The sequence below is a fragment of the Paenibacillus sp. NN59 genome (genome assembly GCF_057597225.1).
In genome coordinates, this window is record NZ_CP199678.1 from 1,791,952 (window position 1) to 1,816,344 (window position 24,393).

General features: G+C 42.6%; 33 protein-coding genes. 27 read left to right on the top strand and 6 right to left on the bottom strand.

Annotation, left to right across the window (positions count from 1 at the left end; all coding sequences use genetic code 11):
* Positions 1–23 precede the first annotated feature (23 nt).
* The 12 genes from ACT89M_RS07860 to ACT89M_RS07915 all read left to right on the top strand — a co-directional run bounded on the left by ACT89M_RS07860 (position 24) and on the right by ACT89M_RS07915 (position 6,644).
* Positions 24–485 carry an SRPBCC family protein gene (locus ACT89M_RS07860; RefSeq protein WP_308722221.1) on the top strand — a complete coding sequence of 154 codons (462 nt, stop codon included), beginning with the start codon at positions 24–26 and terminating at the stop codon, positions 483–485.
* A gap of 140 nt (positions 486–625) precedes the next feature.
* The gene (locus ACT89M_RS07865) at positions 626–1,201 is read left to right on the top strand and encodes a dihydrofolate reductase family protein (RefSeq protein ID WP_308722220.1); all 576 of its coding nucleotides are present in this window, start codon (positions 626–628) and stop codon (positions 1,199–1,201) included.
* A gap of 146 nt (positions 1,202–1,347) precedes the next feature.
* Complete coding sequence (locus ACT89M_RS07870; protein WP_308722219.1) at positions 1,348–2,103, top strand: hypothetical protein; 756 nt, start codon at positions 1,348–1,350, stop codon at positions 2,101–2,103.
* A 35-nt stretch (positions 2,104–2,138) separates the two neighbouring features.
* Positions 2,139–2,726, top strand: a complete 588-nt coding sequence (locus ACT89M_RS07875) for a GNAT family N-acetyltransferase (RefSeq protein WP_154982848.1) — start codon at positions 2,139–2,141, stop codon at positions 2,724–2,726.
* A gap of 22 nt (positions 2,727–2,748) precedes the next feature.
* Positions 2,749–3,009 (top strand): CDI toxin immunity protein, encoded by a 261-nt coding sequence (locus ACT89M_RS07880; RefSeq protein ID WP_308722218.1) that lies wholly within the window; start codon positions 2,749–2,751, stop codon positions 3,007–3,009.
* Between the two features lie 70 nt (positions 3,010–3,079).
* On the top strand, positions 3,080–3,607 hold the full coding sequence (locus ACT89M_RS07885) for a hypothetical protein (protein ID WP_487345167.1): 528 nt from the start codon (positions 3,080–3,082) through the stop codon (positions 3,605–3,607).
* Positions 3,608–3,626: 19 nt separating this feature from the next.
* Positions 3,627–3,758, top strand: coding sequence for a hypothetical protein (locus tag ACT89M_RS07890; protein WP_276539739.1), 132 nt, complete (start codon positions 3,627–3,629; stop codon positions 3,756–3,758).
* A 29-nt stretch (positions 3,759–3,787) separates the two neighbouring features.
* Positions 3,788–4,096 carry a hypothetical protein gene (locus ACT89M_RS07895; protein ID WP_154887241.1) on the top strand — a complete coding sequence of 103 codons (309 nt, stop codon included), beginning with the start codon at positions 3,788–3,790 and terminating at the stop codon, positions 4,094–4,096.
* A 16-nt stretch (positions 4,097–4,112) separates the two neighbouring features.
* Complete coding sequence (locus ACT89M_RS07900; RefSeq protein ID WP_308722216.1) at positions 4,113–4,487, top strand: pentapeptide repeat-containing protein; 375 nt, start codon at positions 4,113–4,115, stop codon at positions 4,485–4,487.
* A gap of 336 nt (positions 4,488–4,823) precedes the next feature.
* Positions 4,824–5,480 (top strand): hypothetical protein, encoded by a 657-nt coding sequence (locus tag ACT89M_RS07905; protein WP_308722215.1) that lies wholly within the window; start codon positions 4,824–4,826, stop codon positions 5,478–5,480.
* Positions 5,481–5,514: 34 nt separating this feature from the next.
* Entirely contained in the window at positions 5,515–6,078 is a 564-nt protein-coding gene (locus ACT89M_RS07910; RefSeq protein ID WP_308722214.1) for a hypothetical protein, read from the top strand.
* Between the two features lie 86 nt (positions 6,079–6,164).
* Positions 6,165–6,644 (top strand): hypothetical protein, encoded by a 480-nt coding sequence (locus tag ACT89M_RS07915; RefSeq protein WP_154887231.1) that lies wholly within the window; start codon positions 6,165–6,167, stop codon positions 6,642–6,644.
* Between the two features lie 65 nt (positions 6,645–6,709).
* Here the strand turns inward: ACT89M_RS07915 and ACT89M_RS07920 are convergent, their stop codons facing one another.
* Positions 6,710–7,315 (bottom strand): hypothetical protein, encoded by a 606-nt coding sequence (locus ACT89M_RS07920; RefSeq protein WP_154887229.1) that lies wholly within the window; start codon positions 7,313–7,315, stop codon positions 6,710–6,712.
* A 132-nt stretch (positions 7,316–7,447) separates the two neighbouring features.
* On the opposite strand from ACT89M_RS07920, the gene ACT89M_RS07925 reads away from it, so the two are divergent.
* The 10 genes from ACT89M_RS07925 to ACT89M_RS07970 all read left to right on the top strand — a co-directional run bounded on the left by ACT89M_RS07925 (position 7,448) and on the right by ACT89M_RS07970 (position 15,273).
* Positions 7,448–8,014 carry a histidine phosphatase family protein gene (locus tag ACT89M_RS07925; protein ID WP_154887227.1) on the top strand — a complete coding sequence of 189 codons (567 nt, stop codon included), beginning with the start codon at positions 7,448–7,450 and terminating at the stop codon, positions 8,012–8,014.
* Positions 8,015–8,133: 119 nt separating this feature from the next.
* Positions 8,134–8,796, top strand: coding sequence for a hypothetical protein (locus ACT89M_RS07930; RefSeq protein WP_308722213.1), 663 nt, complete (start codon positions 8,134–8,136; stop codon positions 8,794–8,796).
* 33 nt (positions 8,797–8,829) lie between these two features.
* Complete coding sequence (locus ACT89M_RS07935; protein WP_253496126.1) at positions 8,830–9,363, top strand: hypothetical protein; 534 nt, start codon at positions 8,830–8,832, stop codon at positions 9,361–9,363.
* Positions 9,360–10,046, top strand: coding sequence for a hypothetical protein (locus ACT89M_RS07940; RefSeq protein ID WP_308722212.1), 687 nt, complete (start codon positions 9,360–9,362; stop codon positions 10,044–10,046). The genes ACT89M_RS07935 and ACT89M_RS07940 overlap by 4 nt, the downstream gene beginning before the upstream one ends.
* 604 nt (positions 10,047–10,650) lie before the next feature.
* Entirely contained in the window at positions 10,651–11,478 is an 828-nt protein-coding gene (locus ACT89M_RS07945) for a transporter substrate-binding domain-containing protein (protein ID WP_154887219.1), read from the top strand.
* 27 nt (positions 11,479–11,505) lie between these two features.
* Positions 11,506–12,201, top strand: a complete 696-nt coding sequence (locus ACT89M_RS07950) for an ABC transporter permease subunit (protein WP_154887216.1) — start codon at positions 11,506–11,508, stop codon at positions 12,199–12,201.
* The gene (locus ACT89M_RS07955) at positions 12,198–12,908 is read left to right on the top strand and encodes an ABC transporter permease subunit (protein WP_154887214.1); all 711 of its coding nucleotides are present in this window, start codon (positions 12,198–12,200) and stop codon (positions 12,906–12,908) included. Before ACT89M_RS07950 ends, ACT89M_RS07955 begins: the two co-directional genes overlap by 4 nt.
* Positions 12,905–13,657: an ATP-binding cassette domain-containing protein gene (locus tag ACT89M_RS07960; RefSeq protein WP_154887212.1), complete on the top strand. Its 753-nt coding sequence runs from the start codon at positions 12,905–12,907 to the stop codon at positions 13,655–13,657. Before ACT89M_RS07955 ends, ACT89M_RS07960 begins: the two co-directional genes overlap by 4 nt.
* A gap of 49 nt (positions 13,658–13,706) precedes the next feature.
* Positions 13,707–14,717 (top strand): MsnO8 family LLM class oxidoreductase, encoded by a 1,011-nt coding sequence (locus tag ACT89M_RS07965; RefSeq protein WP_154887210.1) that lies wholly within the window; start codon positions 13,707–13,709, stop codon positions 14,715–14,717.
* Positions 14,718–14,778: 61 nt separating this feature from the next.
* Positions 14,779–15,273, top strand: a complete 495-nt coding sequence (locus tag ACT89M_RS07970) for a DinB family protein (protein ID WP_154887208.1) — start codon at positions 14,779–14,781, stop codon at positions 15,271–15,273.
* Between the two features lie 141 nt (positions 15,274–15,414).
* Here ACT89M_RS07970 and ACT89M_RS07975 read toward each other — a convergent pair whose 3' ends face one another.
* Positions 15,415–15,786: a hypothetical protein gene (locus tag ACT89M_RS07975; protein ID WP_487345168.1), complete on the bottom strand. Its 372-nt coding sequence runs from the start codon at positions 15,784–15,786 to the stop codon at positions 15,415–15,417.
* Positions 15,787–15,913: 127 nt separating this feature from the next.
* Positions 15,914–16,615: an NAD(P)-dependent oxidoreductase gene (locus tag ACT89M_RS07980; RefSeq protein WP_487345169.1), complete on the bottom strand. Its 702-nt coding sequence runs from the start codon at positions 16,613–16,615 to the stop codon at positions 15,914–15,916.
* Positions 16,616–16,801: 186 nt separating this feature from the next.
* On the opposite strand from ACT89M_RS07980, the gene ACT89M_RS07985 reads away from it, so the two are divergent.
* The 4 genes from ACT89M_RS07985 (at position 16,802) to ACT89M_RS08000 (ending at position 19,649) form a co-directional block, all read left to right on the top strand.
* Complete coding sequence (locus ACT89M_RS07985) at positions 16,802–17,362, top strand: TetR/AcrR family transcriptional regulator (protein WP_487345170.1); 561 nt, start codon at positions 16,802–16,804, stop codon at positions 17,360–17,362.
* A 26-nt stretch (positions 17,363–17,388) separates the two neighbouring features.
* Entirely contained in the window at positions 17,389–17,667 is a 279-nt protein-coding gene (locus ACT89M_RS07990; protein WP_090921889.1) for a hypothetical protein, read from the top strand.
* 163 nt (positions 17,668–17,830) lie between these two features.
* Positions 17,831–18,871, top strand: coding sequence for an ABC transporter substrate-binding protein (locus ACT89M_RS07995; protein WP_090921891.1), 1,041 nt, complete (start codon positions 17,831–17,833; stop codon positions 18,869–18,871).
* Between the two features lies 1 nt (position 18,872).
* Complete coding sequence (locus ACT89M_RS08000; RefSeq protein ID WP_487345171.1) at positions 18,873–19,649, top strand: ferric iron reductase; 777 nt, start codon at positions 18,873–18,875, stop codon at positions 19,647–19,649.
* A 253-nt stretch (positions 19,650–19,902) separates the two neighbouring features.
* Here ACT89M_RS08000 and ACT89M_RS08005 read toward each other — a convergent pair whose 3' ends face one another.
* Complete coding sequence (locus ACT89M_RS08005) at positions 19,903–20,622, bottom strand: peptide ABC transporter permease (protein ID WP_253496107.1); 720 nt, start codon at positions 20,620–20,622, stop codon at positions 19,903–19,905.
* 5 nt (positions 20,623–20,627) lie between these two features.
* Complete coding sequence (locus ACT89M_RS08010) at positions 20,628–21,263, bottom strand: ATP-binding cassette domain-containing protein (protein WP_487345172.1); 636 nt, start codon at positions 21,261–21,263, stop codon at positions 20,628–20,630.
* Positions 21,264–21,688: 425 nt separating this feature from the next.
* On the opposite strand from ACT89M_RS08010, the gene ACT89M_RS08015 reads away from it, so the two are divergent.
* Complete coding sequence (locus tag ACT89M_RS08015) at positions 21,689–23,416, top strand: helix-turn-helix domain-containing protein (protein ID WP_487345173.1); 1,728 nt, start codon at positions 21,689–21,691, stop codon at positions 23,414–23,416.
* 409 nt (positions 23,417–23,825) lie between these two features.
* Here ACT89M_RS08015 and ACT89M_RS08020 read toward each other — a convergent pair whose 3' ends face one another.
* The gene (locus tag ACT89M_RS08020; protein ID WP_487345174.1) at positions 23,826–24,269 is read right to left on the bottom strand and encodes a hypothetical protein; all 444 of its coding nucleotides are present in this window, start codon (positions 24,267–24,269) and stop codon (positions 23,826–23,828) included.
* Positions 24,270–24,393 lie beyond the last annotated feature (124 nt).

Sequence of the window (24,393 nt, forward strand, 5' to 3'; positions counted from 1 at the left end):
GTATTTGTTGAGGTGATTGTGGAGTGGTTATAGTTGAGACAGAGATTCTAATCGATGCTCCAATAGAGTTATGTTTTGATATGGCTAGAGATATTGATGTTCATACACAAACGGTGTGGAAACATACGAAAGAGAAAGCTGTCGCAGGAATTACTTCGGGAAAAATAAATCATGAAGATACGGTAACCTTCGAGGCTAGACATTTTTGGATTAGGCAAAAGTTAACGTCAAGAATCTCAGCATACCAAGCCCCTTATTATTTTGTAGATGAAATGCTGAAAGGTGCGTTTAAAAGCTTGCGACATGAGCATATTTTTGAAGGACAAAACGGCAAGACACTCATGAAAGATCGGCTTACTATGGTTGCTCCGTTTGGAATTATAGGCTGGGTTACCGAAAGACTTATATTAAAGTCTTATATGAAGCGTTTCCTCATGCATCGAAATCAACAGTTGAAATTATTAATAGAGATGAAGATTAAATAGAAGAACGTGATATACATCGTTATGGAATCGTCGTATATTTCATTTGTGGTTAGCAAACCATATGAGAAAACAAGATGAATCATGCCCAAGTTCAGTTCAGATTTAGCGGAGATATCCCTCATAAACAAGGAGAAGTGAAGATGAGAAAACTCGTTTTATTTCTGCATTCGTCGCTTGACGGTTATGTAGAAGGACCAAATGGTGAGATGGATATTGGCTGGGTTTCTTATGATGCCGATTTGGAGAAACACGCAAAAGAGGTTCTGAGCACTGTTGACACGGTCATTTGGGGACGTGGGACGTATCAGATGATGCACGGTTACTGGCCGTCTGTACGTTCGGACGCATCAGCTTCTCAGCATGAACGGGAGCATGCCGAGTGGATTGAGAAGACCGCCAAAATTGTTTTTTCAACAACGCTGAACGACGTCGAGTGGAACAATTCCAGATTGGTAAAAGAAAATATTGAAGAAGAGATCAAAAATCTCAAACAACAACCAGGTGAGGATATGGTCATACTCGGTAGTCCAAGGTTCGCACACTACCTTATGCAGCTTGATTTAATAGATGAATATAAAATTACGGTGTCTCCCGTTTTAATCGGAAGTGGATTACCGTTATTCCAAGGTCTCAACCAGAAGATCAATCTTCAACTTATTGAAAATAAAACCTTTGATTCCGGTGCTCTAGGTCTCTTTTATCGGGCGATAAAATGAAGGGATCATCTTAAAGTAGAATAAAGGGAGAGAATCCCATCACACACACCCAGTCTAAGATAAAATGATCTAAAGCTGGGTCATTTCGTATTAGAATTATTCACAAGAACGTAATTACATAGAATCACGAAGAGGATGGAGATCATATGAAGCTATTTAAAAGCAAATTCAAGATTGCTGGATTGATCATGGTATTGTTCCTATTTTCAACTATAGCGGTTTCTCTAAAAGTCTACGCAAAACCTGTGAATGCTGTGTTAGTGGATTATTCAGCCATGGAACAAATCGAAAAAAATGTATTCATAGAAGCTGACGCCGGGAGCGACGTGAAAACTCAACTGCTTGAGTTTGTCAGATCATCAGAAGATAAAGTGATTAATATATTCGGCAGTAGAGTTGCTTCTCCCTATGTAATAGTTGCATTAAGTCAGAGTGCATTAAATAAATATGCGGAAAATATAACGGGTCAAACGTACTATTATCCATGGAAGAATTATATAGTTATAGGACCGAAGGGATTAAATGAAAATGTAATATCACATGAGTTCACGCATGCAGAGTTGAGAGAAAGATTAGATAATAAAGACAAAGTTCCTGCTTGGTTTGATGAAGGTCTGGCAACCATGATAGACGGTCGATATGCCAACAACGAAGACGTATGGAAAGAACATACGAATAATGGCGAGAAGCCTATTGATTATCAAACACTGGGATCACATGATGCATTTAATAATTATGGAACCCAAGAGGCTTGGATTAACTATAACTTGGCATGTTACGAAGTTACCCGTTGGTTCAAAGTGGTGGGAAAGGATGGACTTCTCCAGTTAATTGATGGATTGAATAACGGTAAAGAATTTGATAACCAATATCAATTAATCGAAAGCGAAATGATTGATTAGCATTAAAGTCAAACAACAAACCGGAGGTGTGGAAAATGAAGATTGAAGATGTTTACAACGATTTACCTGTGCTTGAGACTTCGAGAACGATACTTAGAAAAATTGAAAAGAATGATGTGCAGGATATCTATTCTTACTGTAGTGACCCGGAAGTATCCAAATATACAACATGGCATCCACATATGAAAATAGAGGATACCGAGAATTTTGTTGATTTCATCATAGATAAATATAATAAAAGCCAGATTAGCCCATGGGGGATACACGATAAAAAGACAGGCAAGATCATCGGAACTTGCGACTATGTAGGCTGGGATATTAATCACCACAAAGCTGAGATTGGATACGCATTGTCAAGAGATTATTGGGGACAAGGTTATATGACGGAGTGTGTGGAGAAAATAATCCAATTTGGTTTTGAACATATGGACTTGGTTCGAATTGAAGCTAGATGTATATCAGCGAATACGGGTTCTTCAAGAGTCATGGAGAAATCAGGCATGGAGTTTGAAGGGCTTTATAGAAAGCATATATTCATTAAAGGGAAATTCGAAGACCTCAAAATGTATTCGATCATAAACGAGAATTCAGCGAAAAGAGTGGAAGATAACTTTGTCATTTGATAGAAAAAGAAGGCTTCAGACATTGCTGAGAAGAAACAAACTGAAAAATAAGGAAAGAGAAACAAGTGTGTTGTTTGAAGAATGTTTGGCAGCGTTAGGTAGTGATGTGATTGTTATGACCGATGAACAGTCAAAAGAAATATATAAGTTATTTGAAGCGGAATTTAAAATCAATTTATATGGTCGAATAGAATGGGATTCATACAAAGCGTATGAGGAAATGGATGACAATACATCTGGAAATCGATATATGGATCTATCGAGAAGAGAGGCAGGTTATTGAAATCTTCCATGATGGAATCGTAAGAGTGATGCAAAAGAAAGAATGAGGGTGGTAAAAATGAGGATCAAGGATGTTGGGAGGGGAAATATTGCGAGTAAGTACATTTCTCGAAGAAAAAGATTTTAGCTTTAAAGATGTGGAATACTTGTCTCCAGAAATCAAAGCACTAGTGGTCAATCATCATATTAATGTCACACAAGGAGAAAGTGAAAATATTGCACATATACATGTCCAATATAATGATAACTTGTCTTTTCAATGTAAAGTGATTGATTTATATCAGGAGCATTCACCAAAGATCGCATGGATCAAAAATAGTTATGTAACAGATACATCGAATGATGATTTTGATTATGAGGATGTTATGCCTCCTTTTGGTGTTGTAGAGTTATATGATTTGGATATGAAATGTAATTCAGATTGTACGAAAGTCATGATCCAAGCTTTGTATCAATTTATGTTTAACTTCTTGCTGGAATATTTCAATGTGATTGTTTTTCATTCAAGGGAAGCTACGAATGTTATAGATCTTGAGAACATAAGATTTAAGAGTTTCATGATCAACGACGAATTATATTATAGGTCGATTTCTTACTGAGTATAAAGAAAAGTTATTGTTGAAGAATGAACAAGTGCTGTTTTTCGATCCAACTTTTCTCTCTGGCATTAATATAGGTGGAATAGAGCAGTATGAATTTCGGCGGATTCACAACGAAGAGGAAAAACAAGAGGTATATATCGAGCTTTAATTAATCTAATACATTGGAAGTGGTCTTCAGTGAAGAAAGTAGCGGTTGTTAGCTTGTATTTTTTGAGCGAGGCAGAAGGCGGACAGAAGGCAGCAATTACGGAGGACTTTTCGGCACCTATCGTTTTTGATGTTGATCCAGATTTGCAATTCGGGCTCTGGAGTGCTGTCGTGAAGTTACATAGTCAACCGGATGAACATAGGGAAGCTAGGGCTGATCTGTATTATCTATTCCACAATTCAGAAGAAGTGCCGAATCATCTATTGGAACCCGGCAACAGTTTCTCACTAAAAACGAATAAGACCATTGCCAAAGGAACGATAAGTGAAATGAAATAAAGAGGAGTCATCCAGGATGATCATAGAAACTGAAATGACAATCAAAACATTAAAAGATCTCGTACGTTCAGGAACAAAGCATTTAAAAAAAGTCGAAGTAACGGAATATGGAGATATTCATTATTTTAATTTTGACGATGTGATTTTTGAAGAGTGTATATTGTCATTAGACTTTACTGGCTCAACTTTTAGACATGCGAAATTTATTCATTCGAACATTAAAGCTTCGATATTTAGTGAAACTGATTTATCTCATTCGGAGTTTATTGATAATAGTATTGATGCTTGTACGTTTAAGAATGCCCAAATTGATGGAATTGTTTTTCTTAAGAATACTCAATACTCAAGTGAAAATACAATTGAGGATTTAAAAGAAATGGTGGGGGAATAAAAAAACTGAACCATGTATGTCATCTTTTAAAACAGTCACATCTATGCTGACATCTCAGCCATACAACTGTGATGTCAAACATGAGCCCCGCGATTCATTGTCGCGGGGTTTCTTCATAAGGTAAGATAGAGAAGAAATGTCATATTTTTATTGTGAACGATGATTACATGATGAGTGAACCGGGGCAACGTCATGAAGAGATGTTTGAATAAATATTAGATAATTGGGTGTAAAAGAAGTCGGGATAGTGTGACTGAGACTCGTATGTAATTCAATAGGTGGCAGGTACACTGACCTGGATGATTGATACATATCAAATCTGAGGGGTGATCATGGTTGGATATTAATAATCAAAATGGTGATTTTCTTGGTAGAATTCAGATGGAAGCACAGGAAAGTGATTACGTCGTAGATCAAATTATACGTACTCTGAAACCCGGTGATGGAAAGGCCATCTACATTGCAAATGCTGGAGAGCACCAATTCACCCAGCAGACGAATTATGCTGCCGTTGAATGGGAGCACGGACTGGAGCAGTTGAATGAAACGCTGACGGAGTGGCAACCGCAGTTTCCGGCCCATGCGGGGGTTGAGAGCATTCAGGTCTATTATGGATTCGATAATCTGACACCGGATGAGATTGAAGCTATGGCTGAAGAGAGCAGAATCACAGGACAGCAGGTCGTGATCCGCGATTTGCATCCAAACAACAAACTTGTAGGTATCCGAATCCAGTATCAAGGAGAAGGGGCACTGACCCTTCACATTTTTGGGACAACGAAAAGCCGAGTTTACCTGTCCGAGGATGAATTGTCTCAGGTGAAACCGCTACGCGTTCGGGGCGCAGAAGCATTTTATTTTTCGAATCACGGAATGGACCGGTTGATCTGGATTGAGGTTGGAAGCAGCGGAAAAGCGCTACAGTATGAACTGATCGGGCAGCAGCAGTCCGCAGCAACTTTAATTCAAATGGCTGAAGGGATGAGCATATAGTCTTAGTTAAGCATCGAAAAGGAAAAGAACAGATATGAATAACAGAAGATGGGCAGTACTTTCAACGGTTATCCTGATTGTAGCCGCAATATTTATTTATCAGTATTACAAGTCGGACTCCACAAGCGAGGCAATAACAGAGAAGGTTTTGAACCAAGATGGGTATACCGTCACGCTGAGATCAGAACATATTCCTCTTGAAATTTTTGTGAAACCCGAATGGATTAATTTTAATGTCGATAAACCCATGAAAAAAGATATCCAAGCAGCCGAGATTCACAACTCGACTCTGCTACTGGATGTGGTAAACAAAGGTAATGATATTCATTTTTCGTTTAGAGCGACCTTTAATATGAACAATCCTTCGGGAGTATTTATATATAATGGATACTTTACTGAAGAGGGAATTCAAACTTATACGGATACAAATGTGAAATTGTACGAGACAAATGGGAAAGAAATCGCAGTAAGTCAAACAGGACTTGGTCCAGGTGCAGCATTTTCCTTTGGAATTGAGGAGGAACAACAGAAGCTTATTAAGGAAGGGTTTTATGTGAAGTATAATGATTTTAATGTTTACAATTATATGGAAAAATAGCAACTCATCATGATTGAGTTCAGCGATCTGATGTGCCTTGTCATGAGGTGGATGGAGGATGTAAGTAGCTATATATGGAGGGTATTATGGACATTGTAACCAAGCAATTAAAGCTGGAAGAGCTTAGTGATTTGAAATATGAAGTGCATATGGGAGATTCCCAAGCCGTTAATTACTGTAGCATCATGATCTTGAAATTCATGGGTGAGTATGGTTTTGGTTCATCTGGGAATTCAGATGCTATTTATATGTGTGCCATCGGAGAAGCAGCAGTGGAAGCCTGGGAACCAGACGGTTTGATTTTGGACTTTAGTGAGCTGGTCTACGAATGGGGCGATCTGATCGAGCGTGTTTTTGATATCGGTAAAGCCAAGTCTGGGAGAATTCCTTTCCCAGAAGCACTTGTTGTAGGCAAGCAATCGGAAGAGGCAATACGAACTTTGATTTTGGGAGAATATAGTGACGAGCCTATTGACGACATTGATTGGGTACACCGTGATCTGAACAGCGCATGGGCGTTCATTGAAAAGAAATTGACGGAATATGATCGAGATAAACGATTGTAAAATTTGCCGTGACAGCCTTTTAAGTATAAATTCAAACGAAAAAGCCCCAATGTTGGGGCTGAATCCTATTCCAGGTGGTATTTTTTCATAACTGCATCCCAAAAGATTTGGTAATCGGATAATTGTTGTGATGTGGAGGATTCGGGTAAGCGATATGGACTTACGCCTTCCAAGCTGAATTTTCCCGAGTTATCATTAATCAAACCGAAGTCACCATAGGAGTTTCTCAGCAAAATTAGCACACTTGGTTCATCCTTCTGCAGTTCTACATAATCATTTGCCGTGTACTTGACATTCCCATCCAGGCTAACAGGTTCGATAACTGTCAATTCGGTCAGATCTGAAGGGAAATCCTCAGGTTTCTTTACTATTTGCTCAATCTTGATGTTGGTATTAGTGTGGAAGGATTGCATGGTTCCATCATCAAATGCAGTTATGACATGCTCACGATCCGCAAACCCGTCTGTTGCATATCCAATCACGATTAATTCAGCAAAAGCATCGAGCTTTTCCACTTCACTGAAGGTGATGGAGTTGGTCGGGAGATTGACTACGGTATAGACGGTTTGATCCGGTTTGGATTGAACATTTATATATGTGATAATCGATACAGTGACGACGACTATACATACAACGAATATTAGAACAGATCTCTTTTGGAATGAAAACATTAGCTTATCCTCTCTTAGATATTCTTTTCTCCACTTCTACTATTACATAAATGAGAATTATTGCAAATTATTTATAGGAGTAAGAACCGATAGATGAATGGATTTTGGAGATGAAACCAAAGGAGTTTTTTTATGAAAACGATCATTTATATGGTTAGGCATGCCGAGTCGCCATACAATGAAGGAACGGAAAGAACAAGAGGACTTACCTTGAAGGGCAGGGAGAATGCAGCTAAAGTAACAGAGATATTAAAGGAAGAAGGGATACATACCATCATTTCAAGTCCGTATGCGAGAGCTGTTCTAACTTTGGAAGGGCTGGCAACGGCTTTGGGGCTAGATATTCAGCTCATGGAGGATCTGCGAGAAAGGCATTTTTCAGATGAGGCTGTTGAGGATGAGGATTTTAGCGCGATTACGGAAAGAATGTTTGCTGACCCTGAGTATGCATTGCCCGGAGGCGAGTCTAACAAGGTGTGCCAGCATAGAGCTGTGAGCGGTTTGAAACAGATTTTAAAAGAGTATTCTGGGAAAAAAGTAGCGATCGGCACACACGGACATGTCATGACGTTAATGATAAATGCCTTTGATCCAACGTACGGAGTGGACTTTATCAATCAGATGAAGAAACCGGATATCTATCAATTGCAATTTGACGGGATGAGATTAGAGAAAGTCACTAGACTGTGGGAAGAATAGGAGATGATTCCGATGGCAGGCGGCTAGATTGGCTGGTTCGCACATTAAGGAGAATGAAGATATTACGGAAGAATGAAGAGAGTGGTAGGGCTGCTTAAAAATGAGGGGAGAGAATATGGATGGATCAGCAGGTTGACGCAGACCATCTTTACGGCTTCTTTCAATGGTTTATGCCATCGGGAGAGGGTATTGACCGAGTGTTTGAGCCGATTCCAGGCGGTGAGCGTTTTCTGGACCGAATACGTCCAATCTATGAGATGTTGAATCCTGGCGACTTCACCGGTGAATATGTGCCAGGGTATTTCAATGGTGGACATGAGGTTGCTCCCGAAGAAACGTTGCGAAAACTGGGTCAGGAGCTAATTGCAGGCTTGAAAACTCTGTTCTCCATTGTGCCAGAAGATGACGAATCAGCGGATATCGCTCAGGAAGCATTACAAGATCTGGCCAGTGTGAAGGAAGTGGTTGTGTTACCGCAGGGTGAACTTGGCAAGTTAGAGCAAAGAGCCATCCAAGGCACGGACGAAGAAGATAGCGAGGCAGTTTACGAAGCTCTCGGAGACCTCCTTAGCTCACGCAGTGACTACGATGAAGCGATTGAAATCCTAAGCGAAGCCTATTATTCTATTGCTTGTGATTATTGGGTAGCGTATTACTTGCAATGGCCCCGTTATGAAGGTTTGCAGGAAGTAGAAAACTGCCTGTATCCATACTTTGAGCTGTACCGTTATGGGTATAATCTTCATTGGACTAAGACGACATTATTCATTGGCAAGCGTTGATCCTACTAGAGCGTATAGAAGGAGTATATATTTATGAAGATTGAACCTACCAAAGAGTTTGCTTGTAAGCTGGGGATCATGCTTGAGAGTAAATTAATCTGGTACAAACACTTTCAACTCTTTTGTGATGACATTATTCTGGAATATGAGAAGCCACCATACTGGATCATTGAATTAGCAACAGTGAAATATCAAGGTGACGCGATTGGAATCGTTAACAGATATATTCACTCCGAACCTTTCGTCGATGAATATCTTAACTCATTATACGATCATTACATCGCTTGTTTGTATATGAAGTACGATCGAAGAGAAATATCCTGGGCCAGCTTTCTGCTCGCTTCCGGACAGTATGCTGATCTTTACCAGGCAGTGAAAGTGGAGTGCGAATATTTCTATGAATTATTAAATAAATACGAGGCTGAAGAGTTCGATGTGGAGCTTGAGCACAAACAAAGTGAAGAGATTCGGGATACGTTTCGGAACGAGATCATGGAAATGCAGGAGATCTATGATGTGTTCAGGGTGTATTTTCAACAATATATTAGGAAGGAAAGAGAATCATGAAGCTTTTTCATGGAAAAGAAACCATCGTTCAACAGGCGATGCCTGCGATGCCATCTATATGTACACCTCTGGGCACCGTGGAATTCTTACTTTCGGTCTCCAACCAATCCTATCTTGCAACAGATTGCGCCAAGCTCAACAGTGGTGGGTGGTTGTATAAGTATGACTACGATTCATGGGACTGCGAACTCGCAATTTGTAGAGTGGATGTAGAACTTGCTTGCGATCAGGCAGTAGATGAATGCTGGGGAGCTGTATTTCGAATCCAACCGAAGAGTGGGCAACGGATTGATGAGTGTAGCTTCACAGCCTCGTGGAAAGAGGGATATAACTGGACAAGCTGTGGATCGGATACTGGAGAAGGACTCGAAGCGATTGAATATAAAAATCAAACGTATCAGTTACATATCGGTACACAAGACGGAACGCTGTTAATGATGAGGAGAAACCAAGGAGATCGGATTCCGAAATCCTATGGTGAAGGTATTGATGTTGAAGCACAGGGGTACATCCTGAGTTCTGGAAAAGGGATTAGTGTGCCCATGTCACAGATGGAATCCGATGAAATATGTGAAATTCATGTTGTAATCGCTTGGAAGAAGTATGTAGAAGAAGATGTGTCTACCTGGCTCGCTGTGGATCAATTTTCAAAGGATATCTTAAAGGGAGAAGGGCTCAGCTAGGCAACACCAATCTAATAGATAAGGGTGAACCATATGGAACGAGGACTCATTATCTTTTTAAATGCGGAAAAAATACTAAGTTATATGAACTCCGGGCAAGAGTACTCGGCATTTAAGAAGTTAAGTCGAAGATAACTATATAAGTTGAAGAAAAGGGAATCAAAAAAATCCGGGGATAACAGCGATGGGAAGGTTATTCTGTCGTCGGAGTGCTCCGTGTAAACATCTTTAGTCCAACTTATATAGAAGATAAGTGAAGGAGAAGGGGCGGCTAGTTATACTTTCATAAGGGTGTTGGACATCTTGAACCTAACGATTCTTCGTTAGGTTTTTTGCTTGTTTCTCCGAGATCACGTTAGATAACGATAATGAATCAGGTTTAATGTAGAAGTCGTCTATATTATCGCAAGTGGGCACTTGCGGTCCTGCTAAGGTATGGTGTAATCGCACCCATTGAATATTTTATTTATATATAGAATTGTTCTATAAGTAAACCCGTTGACGGTGTTCCTGTTGGAATGCTATTTTTAGATCAATTAATTCCTAGTTAACATGTAAGAATTAGTGGTTTAAAATAATCGCACACATAACGGGGGAGAAAAACATGAAAAAATGGTCTGTTCTAACACTTACAACTGCAATCGTATTGGCGCTCACAGGATGCAGTACCGGGGGAGATACGAAGACAACATCTGGAGCTGACGGAGCGAAAGAACCAACCAAGATTATTGTGGGAACAGGCACGCAATTTCCGAATGTCGCTTTTATTGACGAAAATAACAAGCTGACGGGATACGATGTAGAACTCGTCAGAGAAATTGATAAACGGCTTGATGATTACGAGTTCGACCTGCAGACGATGGAGTTCACGAACTTGTTGCTCAGCCTCGAAACGAACAAAATTGACATGGTCGCGCATCAGATGGAGAAAAACCCGGAGCGCGAACAGAAATATCTATTCAATAAAGAAGCATATTCCCACTGGAAGAACAAAATCGCGGTTCTCAAAGATGACAATACCATTCATTCCATTGATGATCTGAAAGGCAAAAAAGTGTTAACGACAGCAACCAGTGCCCAGGCCATCTTGCTGGAAAATTACAACAAGCAGAATAACAATGCACTAGATATTGTGTATTCAAGCGGTGTGGCCAACGATTCCATCGCACAGCTCAAGGCTGGACGGGTTGCGGCATTTGTAGCAGCGGACTTTACGCTTCCACTTATTGATCCGAGCGGCGAGCTGAAACTGGTGGGTCCACCACTCAGTGAATCGGATACCCTGTTTATGTTCCGTAAGGATGATTCTGAAGAACAGAAACTTGCGGATCGTATCGATGAAGCACTCAAGGAAATCAAGGCAGACGGTACATTGAAGAAACTGAGTGAGCAGTGGCTTGGCTTTGATGCTACGCAATCGGAAACGAAATAACACGTACAAGAAAGGCAGGTCGCAACGATGGGTGCACCATTTGAATTCAGTTATGTCATCGACTACTTTGTAAAGCTCTTACCCACCATCAGTACTACGCTTCTCATCGTAGTTAGTGCAATGGTGCTCGGTCTAATCATCAGTTCCATCGCGGCACTGCCGCAGATGTACAATATTCCGGTGCTGAAACAGCTGTCTAAGCTGTATGTGTCCTTTTTTCGCGGAACACCAATTTTGATTCAACTGTTTTTGTTCTATTACGGTGTGCCGGAAATTTTGGGTCTGTTCGGGATTAATGCGAACCGCGCACCTGCCATCTACTTTGTCATTATGACTTACTCGCTCCATAGCGGAGCGTTTATGGTGGAGATGATTCGGGCTTCCGTCGCTTCCGTGGATCGGGGACAGGTCGAAGCTGCTTATGCCATGGGCATGTCTGGCCCGCAAGCTTTCTTCCGGATTGTATTGCCGCAGGCCTATGTGACGGCATTGCCTATATTCGCCAATATGGTGATTGGCAGCCTGAAGGATACATCCCTTGCTTTCAGTGTGGGTGTCATGGAGATGACGGGCAAATCGTCTACACTGGCAACGATCTCTCGTCATTTTATTGAAGCGTATATCTCGCTGGCGCTCATTTATTTTGTTTTGAGTTTTGTGCTGGAGAGGGTGTTCGGTGTGCTTGAGCGGAGAGTGCAGAAGAGGGGGGTTGCTCCGATATGAGCTTTGATCTTTCCTTTGTAGGGACCGCTTTCGTGCAGCTTCTCGGTGTCATCCCGATTACACTGGCCATCACGGTGGTCTCGGTAGTCCTCGGGTTTATCATTGGCACAGTGGTGGCGCTTCTCCGCCAGTTTCGGGTTCCTTTACTAAGCCAGCTGGCGACTGCCTATGTTACGTTTATTCGCGGTACACCCATGATCACACATCTGCTTCTGATCTATTTCGGTCTGCCGATGATCATTGACAGCGTGTCTTCATCACTCGGACTTGGGTTCAACTCATCGTCCATTCCATTGATCGGCTTTGCTTACCTGTCCTTCTCGATTACCGCGGGTGCTTATGCGTCAGAGATTGTCAGATCGGGCTTACTCGCGGTGGATCGCGGGCAGATTGAAGCCGCTTATTCTCTGGGCATGACAGCGACGAAGGCGCTGCGCAGAATTGTTTTGCCGCAGGCTTTTGCAGCCAGTCTACCCAACATTTCTAACATGCTGATTGGCATGTTACATGGATCTACACTGGCATTTGCGGTATCGGTGGTCGAAATTAATGCCAAGGCGCAGATTGTCGCATCGACCAACTGGAAATTTTTTGAGGCATATGTGGCGGCAGCCCTCATTTTCTGGGGTCTGACCATCATAATTGAAAGACTGACCGCAGTGGCAGAGAAGCGGTTCAGGTCGTACAACCGGGGAGGCGTGTCATGATTGAACTAAAGCAAATATACAAAAGCTTCGGAGACAATAAGGTGCTGTCAGGAATTAATCTGAATGTGGCGCGCGGAGAGGTTGTTGCGATTTTGGGACCTAGTGGGTCAGGCAAAACAACGCTTCTGCGCTGTATGAACTATTTGGAAAAACCGGATTCCGGACATATCACACTCGGGGACTTTACCTTGGATTACGGCAAGCACGCAAAAAAAGACATCCATGCCTTACGCCAAAAATCAGCGATGGTATTCCAGCAATATAATCTGTTCCGCCACAAAACTGCTCTGCAAAATGTAATGGAAGGACTTGTCGCTGTTCGCAAAGTGGCTAAAGAGGAAGCGCGGACACGGAGTGTCGCTTTGCTTGAAAAGGTTGGTCTCGGGAACAAGCTCGATTCATACCCCAGCCAGCTTTCAGGTGGACAACAACAACGTGTCGGGATCGCCCGGGCGCTGGCGATGAACCCTGAGGTGATTCTGTTTGACGAACCGACCTCCGCGCTGGACCCGGAACTTGTAGGCGAAGTGCTGGCGGTTATTCGCCAGATTGCAGAGGAAGGCATCACAATGATCATCGTGACTCACGAGATGGGTTTTGCCCAGGAAGTGGCGAACCATGTTGTCTTTATGGATGGCGGGGTCATTGTGGAAGAAGGAGAGCCGAAGCAGCTGTTCCGCTATCCGAAGGAAGAACGGACGAAGCAGTTTCTCAAACGCATTACGCCGGATAGTGCGTACTCCATATAAGAACACGGGATTAGAACCATGATTAAGGAATATCCAAGGGGGAAGAGATATGTCATTTACATTAGGGATTTTGGATCAAAGCATTATATTCCCGGGCCAGTCGGCTGAGGAGGCGTTGAAAAATACCGTAGAACTGGCGAAGCTTGCAGAATCACTTGGATATGACCGATTTTGGGTAGCAGAGCATCATGACTCGGAAGGTGTTGCCGGATCATCGCCAGAAGTGCTCGTGTCGTATTTGCTTGCTCAGACTCAAAAAATCCGGATTGGCTCCGGTGGTGTGATGCTCCAGCATTATAGCCCATATAAGGTGGCCGAAAGTTTCAATGTGCTTGCCACACTGGCTTCGGGACGGGTTGAACTTGGGATCGGGCGTGCCCCGGGCGGCTTGCCGCGTTCCACAAAGGCGCTACAAAAGGGAATCGCCGAGCCGGAAACACTGGATGACAAACTGGTAGAACTGAGAAACTTCCTGAATGCTCCGGCAGGTGAAACCCATGCACAGCCAGGACTGACAGCTCATCCGTTACCAGGGCAGCCGGCACGTATTTATATGCTGGGCACGAGTGTTTCCAGTGCGGAACTGGCAGCCAAGCAGGGACTACCGTATGCGTTTGCGCTGTTTATCAACAGTGATCCCGAAACGGCACGGACCGCACTGGATACGTATCGCACGCAGTTTAACACGGAACATGGCAGAGAGCCCGAAGCCATTCTAGCTTTGTCGGTCATTGCTGCAGATACGGAAGAAGAGGCGAATGCGCTGGCGGGACAGCACAAAACGGTGCGTGCCACGCTGGCGAGCGGTAAAACCGTGAATGTGCAGACGTTGGAGCAGGCAGCAGAATTCGCAAGACAGGCAGGAGAAACGTATACGGTGGTGGAGCGCGAAGCGGACATTACACGCGGGACCAAGGAAACGGTGCGGAAGCGGTTGCTCGAGCTGTCTGAGGAATACGGCGTGAACAGCTTTGTGTTTACAACGATTATTCCTAATTTTGAACAACGGGCACGTTCATTCCAATTGCTGAAAGAAGCATTTACAGGAGAACTGGTGTAAGCACAGCAATTCCTATCATCCGCATTGTAGTTAAACTTATATAGATCGGAGAGCGGTAACCATGGGAAACACAGCAGTGAAGACAGAATCAATCATATCGGCATATGTACACGCTTATGAAGAGATTGAACAGGAGATTACGGGTCTGACCGAGCAGCAGTTGAGATGGAAGTCTTCTCCATCCTCCTGGAGTGTTACGGAAGTGCTGGCACATCTGGTGGATCACAGTATCGTCGTATCCTTTCGTATCCGGGAAATATTAGCGGGATCACCGGCGACGCTGCCTGGTTTTAACCAGGATGCATGGGTTGCTGGACAAAAAGCAAATGAGGAGCAGATCTCTCAGCTGATTACGATTGCTAATGGTCTGGTGCAGTACAATTCAGGACTACTGGAACGGCTAAGCGATGAAGAATGGGAGAAAACCGGCATTAACTTCAAAGGCGAGACAGTATCTCTAGCTGCGATCATTCCGGGTTTTGTCGCTCATGTGCAGAACCATCTCAACCAGATTCGCAGAATCAAGCAAGAGTGGGTCGAAAAGCAGGTGCAGTAATAGGAAATGCGGTGGTCAGAGCAACGGGAAGGCAGGCATCCGTTATGTCTAAGTCCGTTAAGTCTATGATTCTATGATAGATAAGGATTGGAATTGAATAGGAAGTGACCCGGAAGGGTTGAATATGGCTTCAGATGAAAGTCAGGGCTGGGGCCAAATCTTTCTTTTAGCGTTGTCCTGCCCTACTAAGTAGATTTCATCAATATTCCCATATGTGTTAGTGAACGAGATGTTGAAGTCCTTATGACCTCTAATCGGAAGTTTACTGCCTTTGATCTGAATGAATAGTGAATGATCTTGATGTGAGATGTTGTAGCCGTGATATTTGCTGATGCTGTCTCCGAATCCACCTTGTATCGTAATAATCTCAGGAGAAACTGTAGTTTTCGTGACCATTATCTCTTCCGGATCGACAACCTTGTTCAACATAAAGAATCCAATGATTATAGGAAAAGCAATAATGGCAACGGTGAACACTATAGTGATATACTTCCTATTTAGTCGCATACTCATGATTCACCTCCTAGTTAGATGCTATGAATCGATGTCTCAATTATTATTGGGGCATCGATTTTTTGGCTTTAAACAAAGGCCTACATTGATTATATAAGAAGTTGAACGAACCTCCAATCCGAACGACCTATCTCCCTATATTCACAATTTTTCCGATCCAATCGGGCTGGCTGACTGCCGCGCGTACTAGCCCGTCAGCACAATCTGCAAAAGGAAGTGCAGCAATTGGATTGATGCGAGTGAGTGGGCCAGCCGTATATTCCAAGTTCCCTTCCGCATACTGAAGCACGGATGCACGCATGATGACCCATTCGAGATCACTTTGGATGAGCGCTTGTTCCGCGATATGTTTATCTTGAATGGCCTTCCAAAAAATACGGCGCATCAGATGAACGGCGAGACGGCTGACATAAGAAAGTTCTCTACCATCGCTCAAATTAATGCCGCTCTGCATCACCATACGTTTAACCCCTGTATGCTGACAGGCCGAAATAATATTTGGAATTCCCACAGACATGACCGTACCTGGTGAGAAATTAGCCTTCATTGTACTTAAACCGGCACTGAGATTACCCAAGCCCTTCTTGGCGGAGGTGGATGATACATTGAGTGGAGGGCCTATACAACTAATGACAGCTTCTGCCCCGGAAATGGCCTGAATCATAACAGGTAAATCGAACACATCCCCTTTTCTAACAGTAAGTCCTTCTATTGGAGCAATGGCTTCGGGACGACGAGCAACGGCAATAACTTCATGCCCTAATCCAAGTGCGCGTTCAATCACTTTTTTTCCTGTTCCTCCGGTAGCCCCAATGACTGCGATTTTCATATGGTTAAACTCCATTCCTCACTGTGAATTAATGCACAGTAGTGTATTATTTATTAACTATGTATAATGGTATACGTAAATAAAAATCTTACAATGGCTAAAAAGCTGGATTGCGTGCAATTGTGCACAGATGGTTTGAAAGTGCGTATTAACCATGAAGAAAAAGGGTGATGTGAAGTGGTCAAGGTGGATCGAAGGATACGCAAATCGCAAGAAGCGATCAAAACGGCGGTTATTGAACTGATGATGAACAAAGATTTTGATCATATTACGATCCAGGACATTTCAGAAAAAGCGGATATCAGCCGCAGAACGATCTATCTTCATTACACAGATAAATTCGATCTTCTGAATAAACTCATCACAGAGCATATTGAGAATTTGCGTGAAATCTGTGAATCTACGGAGATGGACACGGGTTATAACAACATGGTATTCGTGTGGTTTGAGTATTTTGAGAAGCATTTTTTATTTTTCTACGCATTGCTGGCGAGTAAAGGCAGTTCTTTTTTTCGTAAGCAGTTTCTGGACTTTTTTATTCATGAATTACAGAACGGGAACGAGAGCGAACCAGCTGTTATGAACACCGAATTAATGAAAGACCAGATTGTGGAGGTTCAGTATGTGGGGGGAGCGATCATTGGGGTCGTCGAATGGTGGTTTACGCATGAAAGACCTCTCCCACCTTCCGTAATGGCTGAACGTATAGGAGCAATGCTTGAACGAAATCTGGATATGAATCCTTAAAAATATTCCTTTGGAGGAGATCCACTATGAATCCAGAAGAGCATATTGAGCAAATGTTACATACTATCATTGAGAACGCACAATCCATCATTAACGATCAAGGAAAGCAATCCTTCGGCTCTCTAGAATATTTTCTGGGACATATTAGGGAGTATCGCGATGAAAAGCAATACCTGACAGAGGATTGGCAGTTCCGTACACCGCGCTGGCTGGGGGAGTATGGCAATACGCCGGAGGAAGAAGAACTTCTTGCAGACATTTACCGTCTTCAGGCTTACATTGCTGAGAAATTAAAAGGCGGATAGTGGATAGGTGTAGGTGTAGGTGAAATATCAAGTGTGATGTCGCATTAGTCCGACTGAAATGTCGCAAAAGTACATGGTAACACGATACACAGATCGTTTATACTCTCTTTATGTTTCGATAATGAAAATCATTATCACTAGTATACATAAGGGGGATTTACAAATGAAACAAGGAACAAACGGGCAAGCTGCCGGAAGCAAAGGCTATTTTGCTCACAAATCACGATTACTTATGGGCTTGATGTTGGCCCTGATTCTAGTCCTGACGGCGTGCGGTGCCGGAACAGGTACAGATAGCGGTAAACAATCCGCGGCAACGCCTTCGGATACACCTGCGAGTACAGAGACGAAGACCGACGGCGCTTTTCCAGTAACGATCAAGGGTATGAAGGGTGACATCACTCTAAACGAAAAACCGAAGAAAGTGGCCGTGCTGGATGTTAAGTTTTTGGATCAAATGTTAGCGGTTGGCGAAAAGCCAGCAGGTAGTGTTATCGCTGGAGGAAACACTGATTTTCCAGAATACTTAGGTGATCAGGCAAGTGGCGTTGAAGTTCTGGGTACACGGGACGAGCCTAACCTGGAAGCGATTGTTGCACTCGACCCGGATCTGATCATCATGACCGACTTCCAAGAAAAGCAGTACGAGAGTGTAAGCAAAATTGCACCTACCCTGGTACTCGATTTCTACGAAGACTGGCGTGATACGTTAGCTACAGTAGCTAAGATTACGGACAAGCAAGACGAGGCAGAGAAAGTACGTACAGCGTATGAAGAGAAAGTGGCAGGAATGAAAACAAAACTGGCTGAGAAGCTGGGTGATGAGACAGTAGCATTGATTCGTCCGCGTAAAGAAGGTATCCGTGTTCATGGCATCGAGCACCGTACAGGTGGCATTCTGTATAATGACCTGGGCTTGAAAATGCCTGCACTTGTTGAAGGCATCAAGGATGATACTTCCGTAGAGATTTCGATGGAGAAAGTGCCTGAAATTGGGGCGGATCGTTACTTTGTACTGTCGGATGAACTGTTTGCCGCAGAAGCTGAGGCGATGGTGAATAATCCGGTATGGAAGTCTCTGGATGCTGTGAAAAATAACCGCACGTATGATGTAAACTCTACACTATGGATCGCATACTACGGACCGCTTGCGATTAACCTGATTGTAGATCAGGCATCGGAAGCCCTGCTAGGATCGAACTAATATGAGCCGATATCTCTCAACAGACGCATGGAAAGAGACGGTGGAGGATCATTCGATTTTGCTTGGCGAGCCGCCTGAACATAGTGTCCGTAGCATTGCGCTGAGTGAGCTGCATGACGAAGAGGCGTGCCGAGAGTATATCCGCTGGTTTCAACATTATATCGATGCACCAGACATGAAGGTTGCCGCTTCCATGTTAGCCAAGCGACTTGGCTATCTATGGACGACTCCGCTCGTGACGGCGATGACATTTCATCATCAGCATGTAACCTTTCAGCTGGAGAACAGCTTTCTCTATCATCCGAAGCTCGAAGAACATGAGGAGGGTACACGATTTCCTTTTCTAGCGGTGAACGAGCTTCGGGCTGAAGAATGGACTGGAGATAGACACGTTTGGCGGGAAAAGGCGGTCCAGGAGATGTTTGCAGTACAGCTTACACCTCTGTTAAAGACACTTGCTTCGATTGCACCCCTTTCGATGAGTATTCTCTGGGAGAATATCATGGTGCGGATCGGGCGACTATTCGCTCCTGATGAAGGTGAGACGGAGCAGGAACGTAAGATCATTCGAGAGGACTTCGCCTATCTGACGCAGGTAGCGTCCGGGCAAGTGTTTGGTGAGAGGAAGAATCCGTTAACCCGTTTTACCGAGTGTAAGAACGATGTGCATGTTGCCAAAAGTGATCGGCTCACCTGCTGTTTCTGGTACCAGATGTCAGGGGAATATTGCCTCAAATGTCCGAAAATTGACAATGAGAAAGAATCTCAACTACAATGACAACAGCAATGATTATACCTACGCGATTGTCAGGAGATGAGAGAAATGCCCGGCAAGAGCAGCGTTTGCACGAAACAAATGTAACTTCTAATGTGCTGCTACTGGCATAAGGAGGGGAAGGGGAGCTTGCAATGGATGGCGAGGGATGCCACATTGGAGCTTCTTTTGCCTGTTATAGAGGGGACAATCCACATAATTGTGTAAAAAAAGTTCCTATCAGATTGCCCCAAATTCCAACGTGTACATCAACTTTTTAGTCAATTCCAAGCTTTAACCAACGTTTGTTCATCAGTTTGCCGATCAGAACACTCACTAAAAATAAGATAAGATTATACACAATAACCGTTAATACATTGCTTAAAGAAATGAAATTGTTTCCTTGTGCAAACACTTGGTTGATGTGCCTATAAAGGTAATTTGAAGCGTCGAAAACAGCAACATATGTTAATTTATCTGAACTGGCTACTAAAACGACACTCAATATCCAGTATAAAATACTTAAACCAATACTCATCAAGATATTAGAAGAAAGCAAACTGATCGTTCCAATGATAAGAATGTATTGTGTGACTACAGACGTCAACAAAAATACCATGAGCAAAAACAGACTAAAATCCTGGTACACCATAGATACAACGGAAAGGAATATTGTGATTAAAATAAGTGATTCAATAAATAGTACGGCAAATTTATTCAAGAAGAATTTAAGACTGTCATAGGATAACAGCCTATAAAACAGAATGGTTTTATTCGAATATTCCTTATTCACGAAGAAAGCAATGATAAACGAGAACATTAAAAATCCAAATTGAGTAAAGACAGTATAGGTACTGAAGAGATACTCTCGATAACTTAGGGATGTAACTTTATCAAGACCAATAGGAAGGAACCAACCGATTAAGAACGACAACACAAAAATAAGTGCCAGGAACATAAATACTTTATTAAATAGGCTTTTTGCAAATTCAATCATAGTCACTATTCCTCAATATATATTTTTATTAGTTGATCTTTGTTTTCGTATTGCACTAGCTTTTTGTCTTGAAAGAGGAAGTATCTTCCCTCAATGTTTTTGAGATCTGATAAATTGTGAGTGATGTTCAATATGATTTTGTTTGGATGCTGTCTGCTATAAATGTTAAGAAATTGGTGAATCTCATTGACTGTTGTTTTATCTAGAGAATTAGTGATCTCGTCGAGTATGATCAGTTGCTTATTTTCTAAAAGAAATGATACCAGCTTAAGCTTCTGTTTCTGTCCATCACTTAGATTTTTTATGAGAATGTTGGAGGGTATATTTTCAATATTCAATAAATCACTAAGCTGATCCAACATCATCCGATCATATCTTTTAATTAATATCTTAAAAAGCAATTTGGCGGAAATATCTTCAGGTATATTAGAATAACTTGAGATTACGGTTAGGTTTGAGGACAAGTGTTTCGGGAAAAAACCGCTCTTATTTAGAATAAAATCTTTCGCCAGTCTGGATTTCCCCACACCGTTCTTCCCAACAATATGATTGACACCACCTGGTTGAAAATGTAAATGTGCGTGATCAAGCAAGAGTTTATTTTTGATTCTTAACGTATAGCCATTTATATCTAAAACCATGGCATGAATTCCTCCTCTCTTAAAACCACAATAAATACCATATCCATTTTCAGCACCAAGACATTAAATTTAGCCGGTTTCTCTGAATTAGAAATCAATTCTTTAATTTCTAATTTTCCCATATGTATTAGCTTTCTTACAATTACCACTATTATACATGTGATTCTTATACAGACAAGTTAAAAATGTATGAAACCTATTAAATGATTGGATACTTCTATGGATTAACGAGATTATGATCAACATTATTTAAGTTTCGTCTAACAACTGTATATTTGTTTTTCTCATCGTGCCTGAACCACTCTTTGGGATGATCTCTGTGACGAAGAGCCGTGCCGAGTCCGAAAATTGACAATGAGAAAGAATCTCAACTACAATGACAACAGTAATGATTATACCTATGTTATTGTCAGGAGATGAGAGAAATGCCGCTGCAGGAACAGACAAGTGGTTGGAGTGATACAGCAATCAAGATGCTTGACGGATATAGCGGTACTTTGCAGACAGGCAGCGTTTTACACGAAACCAATGTAACTTCTAATGTGCTGCTGCTGGCATACGGAGGGGAAGGGGAGCTTGCAATGGATGGCGAGGGTTGCCACATTGGAGCTTCTTTTGCCTGTCATGCGGTGAAGGGATCATCCTACACGTTGACGGCCAGATCAGAGGACATTCATTATATAGTGATCAAATACAAGGCTTCTTCCATGGAGGGAGCCTCTCTTGTTGTGCCTTCGTATCGCAAACATCCGCTGCGCAGATCCTTTGTGCAGAACTCGGCAGCCCACGCGGAATGGATCGAGAATGCGGAAAAAATAGTAGCCAAATGGCGCCGTGGCGAAGGACTGGAACGATTTTATACCAACGCTTTGCTCCAGGGCATGATCTATGAGCTAATCATGGCGTATGAACGTGGTCAGGGGGGCGCGGAGTCCGATATGGTGGATGTGGTCGCTTCCTATATTGCGTCGCACTATCGTCAGAACCTGGAGCTGAAAGAGCTGGCTGCCCTTGCGGGTTGTAGCGTACGACAGCTACAGCGTCGTTTCAAACAAGAAAAGCAGCTCGGACCAATGGAGTACGTCATTCAGCTGCGTATGGAAAGTGCCTCACGTATGCTGCGTCATACAGATGCTTCGATCGGTGAAATTGCAGACAAGTTGGGCTATCGGGATATGTATTATTTCAGCAGAGCGTTTAAAAAATATGTTGGTGTTCCACCGCTGCATTATCGGCATGCCGCTGCTTCGAGAACGGATGCAGACTATGCGAAGACTTTGCTGCAAAATCGCACAGCTTCATCCTATGAATCAGCCCAAGGCCCGGTCATCTGTCATATGCAAGGCGAATACACCGTCACCGAAATACCGCAGCGTATCGCTGTCCTTGATGTGCAATATGCAGATCATTTGCTGGCGCTGGGCTTGTCTCCGGTAGGGAGTGTCGGACTTGGAAGCAGCGTGTTATCTTTTCCTCAACCCCTTCAGGCAGGACTCAAGGACACCGATTTACTAGGTACATATGAATATCCAGATCTGCCTGCGGTAGAACGACTTGCACCGGATCTGATTATCTGCACCGAGGTGCATGAACAGTATCTTGAACGATTAAGTGCGACCGCTCCAGTGCTAATGTTCAAACGTAACGAAAACTGGCAGACGATCCTTAGTCTGTTCGGTGAACTGACAGGCAAGCGAGCAGAGGCCAAGCAGATTAATGCCGACTATCTTCGCAGAACGGCTTTGCTGGCTGAGGAAATAGCTACAGTATTGGCAGGCAAAAGTGTGGCTCTAATCCGCCCGCTGGATTCGCTCGTTCGTGTGCATTCCTCCGCTCATCGCACAGGTGCTGTGCTGTACAGTGATCTGGGTCTGCCTGTTCCACTGTTTGTCGCAGACACCTCGGATACGGCCTATCATATTTCGGTTGAGAGATTACCCGCAGTGCAGGCAAGTCACTACTTTTTGCTGAGTAATGAGTTTATGCAGGATGGGATATCAGCAACAGAGGAGCGGGTATTGGGAATGCTCGGTGGGGGAGAAGAGCAGCGACAGCGAGTGCATTCGGTGGATGCGGCGACGTGGATTGGTTGTTATGGGCCGATGGGGATCAATGGGATTGTGGATCAGGTGGAAAAAGCGTTGTTGGGGTAGGAGAGTTACTAGCACTAGCCCGCTTACAGCAAGCGTTCTATTTTTGAAAAGTAATTAGGTTCAATGGTATTGGAAGGTCGTCGGATTCCCTATGGGATGAAGAAAGGCCTTTTTTGTTTTAAACGAAGATTCGTTTGCTTGCATCTAGTATCACACTACGTATTCAGTATTCAAAGCCCACTGGATGTATGGACTTGGGAAATCAAGTTTCCTGATTATTCGGGGGAACATCACTAAATATCACACTCATGTTGCGCGGTAATTCGTCCTGGGTCTTATATTCGCAGGTATGCATGATCGGAAGCCTAAGAATCTGCAAGAAAAAAAGAATCGGCGAACCGATTCTTAAAAGTAAATTTTAACATGATAGCAGAATCTACATCATTTTAACCGAATAGCTAAGCTTATCTCAATCTTGCACTTCATGATAATTCCCAGTCCATGGATCAAAAACGAATGAAGTTACTTCTGAATTTTTTTCCACTGAGAACATATAACCTTTTTTAATTTCATTAGATTCATCTTCAATTAACGTATTCTTTTGCTTATTAACCACATAAGGCTCTTCTAAGTTCTGAGTGACCTTATCTACCGCACGTTCATACGTGTATTGAGGAAGTGTAGTGATCGCATGAATTGGAATAAATATCAAAAAGAGTGTTTGTATAAAAAGTACTATTTCTTTACGTTTTTTACTTAGTTGAACTTTTAAGAAATAACTCAGCACCATGAAAAAAACTAACACTCCAATGAAAGAAAAAAGATCTAAAATATTATTGTAACGATATTGTAAAAAAAGTAAAAAAGAAACTTCTATCAGACAAGAAATAATTATTAGTTTTCTATACATCATATCTCCTTTGAATAAGTAGTTGAAGCCAAGCATTATATGCTTCGATTATGCAAAGATCAGTAGCCCCTGCTACTTGAACACTTAAAATATCAATAATCAGAAGAAAAGAAAAAAGACGTAAATA